Source organism: Erwinia sp. S38 (genome assembly GCF_016624545.1).
Lineage (GTDB): Bacteria > Pseudomonadota > Gammaproteobacteria > Enterobacterales > Enterobacteriaceae > Erwinia > Erwinia coffeiphila.
Map to the genome: position 1 here is coordinate 15,720 of NZ_JACVTS010000038.1, position 13,756 is coordinate 29,475.

General features: G+C 55.7%; 12 protein-coding genes. 10 read left to right on the forward strand and 2 right to left on the reverse strand.

All coding sequences use genetic code 11. The features are described from left to right. Positions 1-237: 237 nt before the first annotated feature. The 7 genes from priA to rraA all read left to right on the forward strand — a co-directional run bounded on the left by priA (position 238) and on the right by rraA (position 8,545). A complete protein-coding gene (priA, locus tag IBT46_RS25860; protein WP_200547990.1) occupies positions 238-2,436 on the forward strand; it encodes a primosomal protein N' in 2,199 nt (732 codons plus the stop codon). 234 nt (positions 2,437-2,670) lie between these two features. After that, positions 2,671-3,708 (forward strand): DNA-binding transcriptional regulator CytR, encoded by a 1,038-nt coding sequence (gene cytR, locus IBT46_RS25865; RefSeq protein ID WP_200547991.1) that lies wholly within the window; start codon positions 2,671-2,673, stop codon positions 3,706-3,708. Positions 3,709-3,880: 172 nt separating this feature from the next. Further along, positions 3,881-4,888, forward strand: coding sequence for a cell division protein FtsN (gene ftsN / locus IBT46_RS25870; protein WP_200547992.1), 1,008 nt, complete (start codon positions 3,881-3,883; stop codon positions 4,886-4,888). Positions 4,889-4,978: 90 nt separating this feature from the next. Then, positions 4,979-5,509 carry an ATP-dependent protease subunit HslV gene (gene hslV / locus IBT46_RS25875; protein ID WP_105594491.1) on the forward strand — a complete coding sequence of 177 codons (531 nt, stop codon included), beginning with the start codon at positions 4,979-4,981 and terminating at the stop codon, positions 5,507-5,509. An 11-nt stretch (positions 5,510-5,520) separates the two neighbouring features. Beyond that, complete coding sequence (gene hslU, locus IBT46_RS25880; RefSeq protein WP_200547993.1) at positions 5,521-6,852, forward strand: HslU--HslV peptidase ATPase subunit; 1,332 nt, start codon at positions 5,521-5,523, stop codon at positions 6,850-6,852. Positions 6,853-7,023: 171 nt separating this feature from the next. Continuing rightward, positions 7,024-7,953: a 1,4-dihydroxy-2-naphthoate polyprenyltransferase gene (locus IBT46_RS25885; protein WP_200547994.1), complete on the forward strand. Its 930-nt coding sequence runs from the start codon at positions 7,024-7,026 to the stop codon at positions 7,951-7,953. Between the two features lie 106 nt (positions 7,954-8,059). Beyond that, entirely contained in the window at positions 8,060-8,545 is a 486-nt protein-coding gene (gene rraA / locus IBT46_RS25890) for a ribonuclease E activity regulator RraA (RefSeq protein WP_105594488.1), read from the forward strand. Positions 8,546-8,611: 66 nt separating this feature from the next. On the opposite strand, the gene zapB is transcribed toward rraA, so the two are convergent. Beyond that, positions 8,612-8,851 (reverse strand): cell division protein ZapB, encoded by a 240-nt coding sequence (gene zapB, locus IBT46_RS25895; RefSeq protein WP_105594487.1) that lies wholly within the window; start codon positions 8,849-8,851, stop codon positions 8,612-8,614. Positions 8,852-9,296: 445 nt separating this feature from the next. Here zapB and IBT46_RS25900 point away from each other — a divergent pair, with 445 nt between their 5' ends. From IBT46_RS25900 to glpX, 3 genes are all read left to right on the forward strand, one after another. Further along, on the forward strand, positions 9,297-10,139 hold the full coding sequence (locus tag IBT46_RS25900) for an MIP/aquaporin family protein (RefSeq protein ID WP_105594486.1): 843 nt from the start codon (positions 9,297-9,299) through the stop codon (positions 10,137-10,139). A 54-nt stretch (positions 10,140-10,193) separates the two neighbouring features. Next, on the forward strand, positions 10,194-11,705 hold the full coding sequence (gene glpK, locus IBT46_RS25905; RefSeq protein WP_200547995.1) for a glycerol kinase GlpK: 1,512 nt from the start codon (positions 10,194-10,196) through the stop codon (positions 11,703-11,705). Between the two features lie 93 nt (positions 11,706-11,798). After that, complete coding sequence (gene glpX, locus IBT46_RS25910; RefSeq protein WP_200547996.1) at positions 11,799-12,809, forward strand: class II fructose-bisphosphatase; 1,011 nt, start codon at positions 11,799-11,801, stop codon at positions 12,807-12,809. A 54-nt stretch (positions 12,810-12,863) separates the two neighbouring features. Here glpX and IBT46_RS25915 read toward each other — a convergent pair. After that, positions 12,864-13,756 (reverse strand): MFS transporter (locus tag IBT46_RS25915; protein ID WP_200547997.1); only part of this gene is annotated, 893 nt, incomplete at its 5' end.

The following is a 13,756-nucleotide window of genomic DNA, read 5'->3' on the forward strand; positions in this document are numbered from 1 at the left end:
CCTCAGTTAAGGCCGTGTCGCTCTCCCGCGCCAGGAATGTTTCCTGCACCGGCACCACACGAAGATTAATAGTCAGGTGATATACCCAAACCTCTAAGGTTACGGGCATCGCGATACAAAATACCGTATCAACGGCGGCGAATTATACAGAAATTAACCGTACGCTGCAATCGTATCCGCACATTGCGAACGACACAGTGTACACTAAATGGCCCTGCTTTTCACCCGGATGAAGCCATGCCCGTTGTTCAGGTCGCACTGCCCGTTCCACTTGCGCGCAACTTTGATTATTTGTTGCCTCCCCACCTCAGCCACGCCGTTCTCGGTGGCCGCGTCAGCGTGCCGTTCGGTAAACGTAAAGCGATTGGCGTGGTGGTCAGTGTTGGTGAACACAGCGATTACCCTCGCGACCAGTTGAAAAGCGTGCATGAGGTGCTGGACAGTACCCCCCTGTTCTCACCTTCTTTATGGCATATCCTGCTGTGGGCGGCGGACTATTACCATTACCCGCTGGGGGAAGTGCTGTTCCATGCCATGCCGGTTCTGCTGCGGCAGGGAAAAGCCGCGGAAGAGGCCCCGCTCTGGCAGTGGGCCATCACCGAACAGGGGCGCGCCACGCCGCCGGAAAGCCTGAAGCGTGCGCCAAAACAGCAGCAGGCGCTGGCCGCACTGCGCCAGCGAGCGCTTTACCGGCATGAGGTCAGCCAGCACGATATCACCGAAGCAACATTGCAGGCGATCCGGGCGAAGGGACTGTGCGAACTTCACGCAGTGACCCGCGCGATGCAGGACTGGCGTGAAAACTTTGCGGTAAGCGGTGAGAGACTGCGGTTAAACACCGAACAGGCAACGGCAGTTGGCGCTATCCGCAGCGCCGACGATCGCTTCTCCGCCTGGCTCCTGGATGGAATCACCGGTTCGGGGAAAACCGAAGTTTATCTCAGCGTGCTGGAAAATATTCTGGCTAACGGACGCCAGGCGCTGGTGCTGGTGCCGGAAATTGGCCTGACGCCACAAACTATCGCCCGTTTTCGTGAACGCTTTAACGCCCCGGTGGACGTCCTGCACTCCGGGTTGAACGACAGCGAACGCCTGGCGGTTTGGTTGCGGGCCCGCAGCGGTGAGACGGCGATTGTCATTGGCACCCGCTCAGCGCTGTTTACGCCGTTTGCCCGACTGGGCGCCATCATTATTGATGAAGAGCACGACGGCTCATACAAACAGCAGGAGGGCTGGCGCTATCACGCCCGCGATCTGTCGGTGCTGCGTGCCCGCCAGGAAGATATTCCGGTGGTGATGGGGTCCGCGACGCCTGCACTGGAAACATTACACAACGTGCAGCTGGGCAAATATCACCTGCTCAGCCTCAGCAAACGCGCCGGAAATGCCACGCGCGCCACGCAGTTACTGATCGACCTGAAAGGTGTGAAGCTTCAGGGCGGCTTATCTCCGCTGCTGATTAAAAAAATTGGCGAGCACTTAAAGGCGGATAATCAGGTTCTGCTGTTCCTTAACCGCCGCGGATTTTCCCCCACGTTGCTGTGCCACGAGTGCGGCTGGATTGCCGAATGCCAGCGCTGCGACCGCTACTACACGCTGCATCAACATCAGCGCCAGCTACGTTGCCACCACTGCGATAGTCAGCGCCCGATACCGCATCAGTGCCCCCAGTGTGGATCGACGCATCTGGTGCCCGTCGGGCTGGGCACGGAACAGCTGGAATATAACCTCAGCACGCTATTCCCCGACGTGCCGCTGTCGCGTATCGACAGGGATACCACCAGCCGAAAGGGCGCGCTGGAGCAGCAGCTGGCGGAAGTACATCGTGGCGGAGCGCGTATTCTCGTTGGCACGCAGATGCTGGCGAAAGGGCATCACTTTCCTGACGTGACGCTGGTTTCCCTGCTCGATGTTGACGGCGCGCTGTTCTCTGCGGATTTCCGCTCCGCCGAGCGCTTTGCCCAACTCTACACTCAGGTAGCAGGGCGAGCAGGACGGGCAGGCAAACAGGGGGAAGTGCTGTTGCAGACCCATCACCCGGACCACCCTTTACTGCAAACGCTGCTGAAGCAGGGCTACGATGCCTTTGCTAAACAGGCGCTCAGCGAGCGCAAAAGCGTATTCCTGCCGCCCTTTACCAGCCACGCGCTATTCCGCGCGGAGGATCACGATAATCAACAGGCTTCTCTGTTTCTTCAGCAGCTGCGCAACCTGCTGGAAGCCAGCCCGCTGAATGATGACGGATTTTGGGTGATGGGGCCGGTGCCGGCTCTGCAGGCCAAGCGAAGCGGTCGATACCGCTGGCAGCTGTTGCTGCAACACCCTTCTCGCTCCGTGCTGCAACGGCTGATTAAATCCAGCCTGCCGCTTATCGGTACACTCCCCCAGTCGCGCAAAGTGAAATGGTCATTGGATATCGATCCCGCGGAGGGCTAATTCACCGGCACCGGTCGCACAGAAGCGGAAGACGGAAACGTTTGCATGGCAAAGTTGCGGCGTAGATCGAAAAAAGTCGCACAAGTCACATTTTTTATGCAAATTAAGTAACAGCAGTTCGCTGCATCTGTAAAAATGCGCAATGGTCAGCAAAGGGATACGCGGCCCGCCACTGAAAGAGCACATTATCACCCGTTAGTCAGGTCAGCTTCGGCTGGCGTGAGGAGAAAAGCGTTGGAGCACAATCAAGAGACAACAGCAGCGACCATGAAGGACGTAGCTGAAAAAGCAGGCGTATCAACGGCAACGGTCTCCCGTGCCCTGATGAACCCGGAAAAGGTCTCCGCCGCGACACGCAGTAAAGTTGAACAGGCGGTGATTGCCGTCGGTTATTCCCCGCATTCAATGACGCGCAGCGCCAGGCGTAGCGAATCACGGACTATTCTGGTTATCGTGCCGGATATCTGCGACCCGTTTTTTAGTGAAATGATTCGCGGGATCGAGGTTGTTGCCGCAGATCAGGGCTATCTGGTGCTGATTGGCGACTGCGCCCACCAGAATCAGCAGGAAAAATCGTTTCTGAATTTAATGCTGACGCGTCAAATCGACGGCATGGTACTGCTGGGATCGCAGCTACCTTTTGAAGCCGGACTGGAAGAACAACGCAACCTGCCGCCGATGGTGATGGCCAACGAATTTGCACCAGAGCTTGAACTGCCCACCGTGCATATCGACAACCTGACCGCCGCGTTCGAAGCGGTGAACCACCTGCAAAAGCTGGGCCACCGCCGTATCGCCTGCATATCAGGGCCGGAAGATATGCCACTGTGTCAGTATCGCCTGCAGGGCTATATTCAGGCCCTTCGCCGCAGTGGTATGAGCGTTGACCCCCAGTACATCGTGCGCGGTGATTTTACTTTTGACGCCGGGACGCAGGCGATGAAAAAGCTAATGGCGCTGCCAAAACCACCCGATGCCCTGTTCTGCCACAGCGATATTATGGCGCTGGGCGCGATGTCGCAGGCGAAGAATATGGGCCTGAAAATCCCGAAGGATCTGTCTATTATTGGTTTTGATGACATAGAGTTATCACGCTACAGCGATCCGCAGCTGACCACCGTTGCGCAGCCGCGTTTCAACATCGGGCGTGAAGCGATGCTACTCTTGCTGGAGCAGCTTCAGGGTCGGATGGTAAATGTTGGCTCTCGTCTACTGGATTTTGAGTTAAAGATCCGCGGTAGCACAGCCCCTTCACTGCACGACGAAGATTAACATATTGTGTAACGGTCATTTTCGCCAACTGCGACCTGGCGCAAAATCAGCGGATTCTTAGTAAGATCGCCGCTGGTCAAACTTCCGACCCTTAAGTAACATGACGGGCTGTAGCCGGGTGCCCATCGCGATTTTGCCCGGTCTTCTTTCATTGATTATTAACGGAACGATAGTGGCACAAAAAGATTATGTAGGCCGCGGGCGTTCGACAGGGACGCGTCGCAAGACCAACAGTCGCAGTAAAAAGCGCAGCGGTGGCTCAGGCGTATCAAAGTTTATGACCATGCTGGCCGTTGCTGTCCTCGTCACCTTTGTCGGTGGTTTGTGGTTTATTGCGCATCATAAAAAAGAAGACACCCCCGTCATCACCGACCATAAAGCCACCGGTAACGGCCTGCCGCCGAAACCCGAGGAACGCTGGCGCTATATCAAAGAGTTAGAAAATCGCCAGATAGGTGTGCCTACGCCGACAGAACCTTCATCCGGCGGTGAAGCCCATTCGCAGACACAGCTGACTAACGAACAGAGGCAGCTGCTGGAGCAAATGCAGGCCGATATGCGCCAGCAGCCAACCCAACTGAATGAAGTGCCGTGGAATGAGCAAACCCCAGCTCAACGCCAGCAGACCATACAGCGTCAGAATCAGCTACAGCAGCAGTCACGTATGCCGCAGCAGGTTCAGCAGCAGCCGGTAAGAACCCAGCAAAACCAACCGGTGCAGACATATCAGCAACCAGCAAGAACGCAGCAGGCCCAGCCGGTACAGCAAAATCAGCAGCAGGTGCGAACCCAGCAGCAGACGCAACAGACCGAGCGAGCCGCGCAGCAGCAAAACCAGGCTCAGCAGAAACCGGCACCGATAACCCCTGTCACCCGTGAACCAGCACGGCAGCAGGAAGTTGCTGCTCAGCCAAAAGCTGAAACGAAGCCGAAAGAAGCCGAAAAAGAGAAGCAGCAGCGCTGGATGGTGCAGTGTGGTTCCTTCAAAGGAACTGACCAGGCGGAGTCCGTTCGCGCAGCGCTGGCCTTTGAAGGTTTCGAAAGCCGCATTACTACCGGCGGCGGCTGGAACCGCGTGGTGATTGGTCCGTATGGCAACCGTACCGCCGCTGACAGCGCGCTGAAAAATCTTCGTGGTTCCGGCCACTCAAATTGTATTCCTCTCGCCGTTGGGGGTTGAAACCCCTAAAAGCCGCCCCATATCAGATTGCATCAGTGTCCCCGCACGAAAAGTGCGGGGACCTCACCAACTGCAACAAGGGGTCCGCCCGTGACAACAATAGTAAGTGTACGACGCAACGGCCAGGTAGTAATTGGCGGCGATGGCCAGGCTACCCTCGGTAATACCGTAATGAAAGGCAACGTTAAAAAAGTGCGTCGTCTCTACAATGACAAAGTCATTGCCGGTTTTGCTGGCGGTACCGCAGATGCTTTTACCCTTTTCGAACTGTTTGAACGCAAACTGGAAATGCACCAGGGCCACCTGGTGAAAGCCGCGGTTGAGCTGGCAAAAGACTGGCGCACCGACCGTATGCTGCGCAAGCTTGAAGCACTGCTGGCCGTCGCCGATGAAAATGCCTCGCTGATCATTACCGGCAACGGTGACGTTATCCAGCCAGAAAACGATTTGATTGCCATCGGTTCAGGTGGACCTTACGCACAGGCAGCCGCTCGTGCATTACTGGAAAACACTGACATTGGCGCGCGCGATATTGTGGAGAAAGCGCTGGGTATTGCAGGTGATATCTGCATCTATACCAACCACAACCTCACCATCGAAGAATTAGCGTCTAAAGCGTAAGGACCCAATTTATGTCTGAAATGACCCCGCGCGAAATCGTCAGCGAACTGAACAGATTCATCATCGGCCAGGACGGCGCCAAGCGCGCAGTGGCGATTGCCCTGCGTAACCGCTGGCGTCGTATGCAGCTGGACGAAGAGCTGCGCCATGAAGTCACGCCAAAAAATATTCTGATGATTGGCCCAACCGGCGTCGGTAAAACCGAAATCGCCCGTCGCCTGGCAAAACTGGCCAATGCGCCATTCATCAAAGTGGAAGCCACTAAATTCACCGAAGTAGGCTATGTAGGTAAAGAAGTGGATTCGATCATCCGCGATCTGACCGACTCGGCGATTAAAATGGTTCGCTCTCAGGCGATTGAAAAAAATCGCTACCGCGCTGAAGAAATGGCAGAAGACCGCATTCTTGACGTGCTGATTCCCCCGGCTAAAAACAACTGGGGCCAGGCGGAAGCGCCTGCCGAACCGTCTGCCGCACGCCAGTCTTTCCGCAAGAAACTGCGCGAAGGCCAGCTTGACGATAAAGAAATCGAAATCGATCTGGCCGCTGTTTCCGCCGGTGTTGAAATTATGGCACCTCCGGGCATGGAAGAGATGACCAGCCAGCTGCAATCGATGTTCCAGAATATCGGCGGCCAGAAGCAGAAGCCGCGTAAGCTGAAAATCAAAGATGCGATGAAGCTGCTGGTGGAAGAAGAAGCGGCCAAGCTGGTTAATCCGGAAGAACTTAAGCAGGATGCCATCGAAGCCGTAGAGCAGCACGGTATTGTGTTTATCGACGAGATCGACAAAGTCTGTAAGCGCGGCGAATCCTCAGGTCCTGACGTTTCCCGCGAAGGTGTACAGCGCGATCTGCTGCCGCTGGTAGAAGGTTGTACCGTTTCGACCAAGCACGGCATGGTGAAAACTGACCACATTCTGTTTATCGCCTCGGGTGCATTCCAGGTTGCCAGCCCGTCAGACCTGATCCCTGAGCTTCAGGGACGCCTGCCGATCCGCGTTGAGTTACAGGCGCTTACCACGCATGACTTCGAACGTATCCTGACGGAACCGAGCGCGTCGATCACCGTGCAGTACAAAGCGCTGATGGGTACTGAAGGCGTGGATATTAACTTTACCGAAGACGGCATCAGCAAAATTGCCGCCGCCGCCTGGCAGGTGAACGAAACCGCTGAGAATATCGGTGCACGCCGCCTGCATACGGTACTGGAGCGCCTGATGGAGGAAATCTCCTATGACGCCAGCGATCTGAACGGTCAGTCGATCACTATCGATGCCGAGTATGTCAGTAAGCATCTGGATGAACTGGTTGCAGACGAAGATCTGAGCCGCTTTATTCTGTAACGACGGTGAACTGCCGTACTACGGGGGCCAGTATATGGCCCCCGTTTTTTTTGGTTAAATTTCCAACCAACTTGACCAGGGTTAATTCCTGGGGGCACTAAGCGCCTTACACTGCTTCTAAAACGTTGATCCGGCTTTTCCGGACCCGCCAATCAGAGCAGAGGCCTGCCTATGACCGACAACAGCCAGCTGGCTACCCCAATCAGTCACCCACAGGCATGGATTGAGAGTTTGCGCCCGCGCACGCTCCCGCTGGCCTGCGCATCGATAATTACCGGCAGCGCGCTGGCGTGGTGGCAGGGTTCATTCAATCTCACGACGGCACTGCTGGCACTGTTAACCACCGTGCTGCTGCAAATCCTCTCTAATCTGGCAAACGACTATGGCGATGCGGTAAAAGGCAGCGATACACCGGCGCGTATTGGACCTCTGCGCGGTATGCAAAAAGGGGCAATTACCCAGCAGCAGATGCGAATGGCAATGGCTCTCGCCGTGGCACTATCAATGCTGAGCGGTATTATGCTGCTGATAAGGTCCTGCAAAACCCTGAGCGACATGCTGGGCTTTCTGTTGCTTGGCGCACTGGCAATCGTTGCCGCTATCGCCTATACGGTGGGCAGAAAACCCTACGGCTATCTTGGCCTGGGTGACGTATCGGTGATGATTTTCTTTGGCTGGCTTGGCGTTATCGGCAGCTGGTATCTGCAAACTCACCAATTTAATTTGCTACCACTGCTTCCCGCCACCGGCTGTGGTCTGATGGCAACGGCGGTGCTTAACGCCAACAATATGCGCGATATCGAAAACGATCGCCAAAACGGTAAATTTACCCTGGCAGTTCGCCTCGGTCCACATCGCGCGCGGCACTATCATGTCCTGCTGCTGGCGGGCGCGATAGCCAGCTTCACGCTGTTTACACTGATGAATAATCCGCAGCCCTTCGGCTGGCTGTTCCTGCTGGCGGTGCCCCTTATCTGGCAGCAGGCGCGTTATGTCATACATGAATCCAGCGCAATGGCAATGCGTCCGCTGTTGATCAGAACGGTCAAAACGGCGCTGTTGATCAACGTGCTGTTTGCCATTGGACTGCTGTTGAGCTAATCGCGATGTACTTGACCCATCGTAACTTTTAACAATTGATGATTTTGCCAACAGTGACGATTAAGCGATATACTTAAGCTCCCTGTAGCAAACAGACGAAATCCCTATGAAATACGATACCTCAGAACTGTGCGACATCTATCACGAAGACGTGAATGTCGTTGAACCGCTCTTCTCAAACTTTGGTGGCCGCACCTCGTTTGGTGGGCAAATCATTACGGTAAAATGTTTCGAGGACAACGGTCTGCTTTATGATTTGCTGGAGGAAAACGGCCGGGGTCGGATACTGCTGGTTGACGGCGGCGGTTCCGTGCGTCGTGCGCTGGTTGATGCCGCACTGGCAAGGCTGGCAGTACAGAATGAGTGGGAAGGCATCGTGGTCTACGGCTCAGTGCGCCAGGTAGACGACCTGGAAGAGCTGGACATCGGTATTCAGGCGATTGCTGCCATTCCTGCCGGCGCTGCCGGAGAAGGGATTGGTGAAAGCGATGTGCGCGTTAATTTCGGTGGCGTTACCTTCTTCTCTGGCGATCATCTCTACGCCGATAACACCGGTATGATCCTGTCAGAAGACCCGCTCGATCTCGAATAACGGATACAAAAACGGGTGCCGCTGGCACCCGCTCTCTGCAGACTCACTTTAATAAAAAGTGAAGCCTTACACTTCTTCCATTTTACCCAGCAGCGCACGCAGGCGATCCTGCCACACGTGCTGCTCTTCCTTTAGCTGCTGGTTTTCACGCACCAGCGCTTCGCTATTACCAGCAGCATGTTGAATTTGCTGATTCAGATTTCCGTTCTGTTCTTTAAGCTCTTCGATCTCCATCTGCAACAGCGTGATGGTATCAATCGCCTGCTGCACTTTTGCTTCCAGTTTCTCGAATACTTCAAATGACATATCTATAACCTCTCCTAATCGCAGGGCGCTGATGATGCTAGCCGCAGGGATAAGGAGTGAACCGACATTCCGCGGATAACAACGATTCTTCGATTGTAAGTAGACGCGCATAGCAAGTCCAGCAGCTAAGCCAGTTGGGGTGCAGTCTGTAACAATTTTCAGCGTAGACCTGGTTTACGTAACATATTTACGCAATAAGGTGGGGGCGAGGTTAATGAGTTGAACATTTCGTTACCGCTTAAACGCGCAGCATAGTGATTTTAAGCATCCTGAAATACGCGAATTCGCTCATTTTTATGACACAGCACACAACTTTTGATTTCGCTATTTCTCGTTTATGCTCGTTAACGATAAATTCACATCAGCCCTACAAAAGACTTGGGCGGCTCAGGGAATGAGAAAAACGATGATAGTAAACTCTTAACTCGCCTTCAGGAATTTCAACATGAGTCATGCAACAAGCACACTTAAAGGACAATGCATCGCCGAGTTTCTTGGCACCGCGACCATCCTCTTCTTTGGTGCAGGCTGTGTCGCTGCGTTAAAACTCGCTGGTGCTGCTTTTGGCCAGTGGGAAGTCAGCATCGTGTGGGGTGTCGCCGTTGCCATGGCGGTCTACCTTAGCGCGGGCATCTCCGGTGCACATCTGAATCCTGCTGTCAGTATTGCCCTGTGGTTATTTGCCAATTTTGAAGGACGTAAATTGCTCCCCTACATCATTTCTCAGATAGCCGGCGCGTTCTGCGCGGCTGCGCTGGTGTATGGGCTCTACTACAATTTATTCCTCGACTACGAACAGACTCATCAGCTGGTACGCGGTAGCGTAGAAAGCCTGGATGTCGCTGGCGTGTTCTCAACCTATCCAAACCCGCATATCAGCGTGGGGCAGGCGTTCCTGGTTGAAGCCGTGATTACCGCCGTAATGATGGCGCTGATTATGGCCCTGACCGATGACGGCAACGGTCTTCCGCGCGGGCCTCTGGCACCGCTGTTGATCGGTCTGCTGATTGCCGTGATTGGTGCAGCAATGGGCCCGCTGACTGGATTTGCTCTGAACCCGGCGCGTGATTTCGGTCCTAAGCTGTTCGCATCACTCGCAGGCTGGGGCAGTATGGCCTTCACCGGCGGTCGCGATATTCCTTATTTCCTCGTGCCAATCTTCGGACCGATGCTCGGTGCAATCGTTGGCGCATTTGGCTACCGTTCTCTGATTGGCCGCAATCTGCCGGGCCAGACTGCGGTAAAAAAGGATGAAGTGGTGCAACGCGCTGCACAGCGTAAAGCGTAATCCTGCTATACCCGCTTCGGCGGGTATAACTCTCGAACTCATCAGGAAGACATTATGACCGTAGAAAAAAAATATATCGTCGCACTCGACCAGGGAACTACCAGCTCACGTGCGGTAATTCTGGATCATGATTCCAACATCGTTGCCGTGTCGCAGCGCGAATTCCAGCAAATTTATCCGAAAGCGGGCTGGGTTGAGCATGATCCGATGGATATCTGGGCGTCACAAAGTTCAACCCTGGTTGAAGTGTTGGCACACGCGGACATCCGTTCTGATGAGATCGCCGCCATTGGTATCACCAACCAGCGCGAAACCACCATCGTCTGGGATAAAGAAACCGGTAAGCCAATCTATAACGCCATCGTTTGGCAGGACCCGCGTACCGCAGATTACTGTGCAAAACTGAAGAAAGAAGGCCTGGAAGAGTACATCCAGCACACCACCGGTCTGGTGATTAACCCGTACTTCTCCGGGACCAAAGTGAAGTGGATACTCGATCATGTAGAAGGTTCACGTGAGCGTGCCCGCCGTGGCGAGCTGCTGTTCGGCACCGTCGATTCCTGGCTGGTGTGGAAAATGACGCAGGGACGGGTGCACATCACCGACTTCACTAACGCCTCGCGCACCATGATGTTTAACATTCACAAGCTGGAGTGGGATCAGCGCATGCTGGAAATCCTCGACATCCCGCGTGAAATGCTGCCAGAAGTTAAATCTTCTTCAGAAGTGTACGGCCAGACCAACATCGGTGGTAAAGGCGGTACCCGTATTCCCATCGCCGGTATCGCTGGCGATCAGCAGGCTGCTCTGTACGGTCAGCTTTGCGTGCAGCCGGGTATGGCAAAAAATACCTACGGCACCGGCTGCTTTATGCTGATGAACACCGGTAAAGAAGCGGTGACCTCAACCCACGGCCTGCTGACCACCATCGCCTGCGGTCCACGCGGTGAAGTGAACTATGCACTGGAAGGTGCCGTATTTATCGGTGGTGCATCCATTCAGTGGCTGCGTGACGAGATGAAGCTGATCAGCGATTCTGCTGATTCAGAATATTTTGCTACCAAGGTGAAGGATTCCAACGGCGTCTATATGGTTCCGGCCTTTACCGGCCTGGGTGCTCCTTACTGGGACCCGTATGCACGCGGCGCGATCTTCGGTCTGACCCGTGGCGCAAATGCCAACCACATTATTCGCGCCACGCTGGAGTCGATCGCCTATCAAACTCGCGACGTGCTGGAAGCGATGCAGAATGACGCCAATACCCGCCTGCAGTCGCTGCGCGTGGACGGCGGTGCCGTTGCCAATAACTTCCTGATGCAGTTCCAGTCGGATATCCTGGGGACCCGCGTTGAGCGCCCGGAAGTCCGTGAAGTGACCGCGCTGGGTGCGGCGTATCTGGCAGGACTGGCGGTAGGCTTCTGGCAGGATCTGGAAGAGGTTCGCGCCAAGTCGGTTATCGAGCGTGAATTCCGCCCTGGCATCGAAACCACCCAGCGTAACGTGCTTTACGCGGGCTGGAAGAAAGCCGTTGCCCGCGCTCAGGCGTGGGAAGATCAGGACAACTAAGGATTTACCCGCCCGCAGTCGCCGACTGCGGGCACCTCCTCCCCTCCCCGCCTGTGATAAACTTCCCGCCTCATCACTTTTCCGAGGCACGTCATGAAACGAGAACTGGCAATTGAATTTTCACGCGTAACCGAAGCGGCGGCGCTGGCTGGCTATAAATGGCTGGGGCGCGGCGATAAAAATGCGGCCGATGGCGCGGCGGTACACGCCATGCGCATTATGCTCAACAAGGTGGATATTGACGGTCAGATCGTGATTGGCGAAGGGGAAATTGATGAAGCGCCGATGCTGTACATCAGCGAAAAAGTGGGCAGCGGCAATGGCGATGCAGTGGATATTGCCGTTGATCCGATCGAAGGTACGCGTATGACGGCTCTGGGCCAGGCGAACGCACTGGCGGTGCTGGCGGTCGGCGATAAAGGCACCTTCCTGCATGCCCCCGATATGTATATGGAAAAGCTGGTTGTCGGCCCCGGCGCGAAAGGCGCTATCGACCTGAACCTTCCGCTGGAAGAGAACCTGCAGCGCATTGCTGCCGCGCTCGACAAGCCGCTCAGCGAGCTGACCGTCACGCTGCTGGCGAAGCCGCGACACGATGCAGTGATTGCCCGCCTCCAGCAGCTTGGTGTACGCGTATTTACCTTCCCGGATGGCGATGTAGCGGCCTCAATTCTTACCTGTATGCCGGACAGTGAAGTGGATGTGATGTACGGTATCGGTGGCGCTCCGGAGGGCGTAATCTCTGCTGCGGTGATCCGCGCGCTGGATGGCGATATGCAGGGCCGTTTACTGGCTCGTCATGAGGTGAAAGGCGATACGGCGGAAAACCGTCGTCTGGGCGAGCAGGAAGTTCAGCGCTGCCATGAAATGGGCATTGATGCCGGGAAAGTATTGCTGCTCGATCAGATGGCGCGCAACGATAACGTGATCTTTTCCGCCACCGGTATCACCAGCGGCGATCTGCTGAAGGGCATCACCCGGAAAGGCAATATGGCTACCACAGAAACGCTGCTGATCCGCGGTAAATCACGCACCATTCGCCGTATCCAGTCCATTCACTATCTCGACCGTAAAGACGACAATCTTCATCCGTTTATTCTGTAATCCACTCGCCGGGGCCAGCCGCTGATTGCTGGCTCCGGCGTTGCTGGTTGAGCGTCAAACGGTCTGCGGCTCCGGACGCTTCGACAACGGCAGCCAGCAGAACAGAATTAACAGCGAAGTCGCAAACATCAACATCCCGAGGCTGAACTGCCCGTTTTGCGGCAGCAGCGCAGAAAGCCAGGCAGTCAGCCCCGATCCCAGATTCTGCAGCCCACCGACCAGCGCTCCGGCGGTGCCCGCCATATAGGGCCAGGGCTCCATCGCTCCGGTTGTGGCCAGCGGAAACAGCATGCCTGCGCCAAAGAAAAACAGCGAGGCGGGCACAATCAGCGTCCACAGATTCATGACGCCCAGCCAGCCAGGGAGCCACATCAGTACGCCTGCCAGCAGGCAGCTGTTCACCGCATACCACATAATGGTGGTGAAGGGCTTATCGCTTTTACCGGCAAACCAGGCGCCAAAAAACGCCGCCGGCAGCGGCAGGATAAACAGCAGACTGACGGCGAAGCTGCTCATTCCCAGAACGCCCCCCATCAATACGCCGCAGCTGGCTTCAAATACCGCAATACCGGCCAGCGCGCCGATAAGAATCACCAGATAGCGTACAAAGCTGCTGTCGGCCAGCAGGGGACGATAGCGTGAAAATAGCGGGCGAGGCTGCACGGTCTGCGGGCGTGTTTCCGGCATCCATCGCAGAATGGCGCCGCTGACCATCAGGCACAGCAGCAGGAGAAACGCAAAGCACGCCTGCCAGCCGAACAGCCGGGTCAGTCCTGCTCCGATCAGGGGAGCGATCAGCGGGCTTATCAGGATACCCATATTCAGCAGGCTGTTGGCATGGCGCAGTGCCCTGCCCTCATACAGATCGCGCGGCATGGTCCGTGCCATTACGCCCGCCACCCCCCGGCCCCCCCCCCGGGGACCCCCCCCCCCCCCCCCGCCCGTGA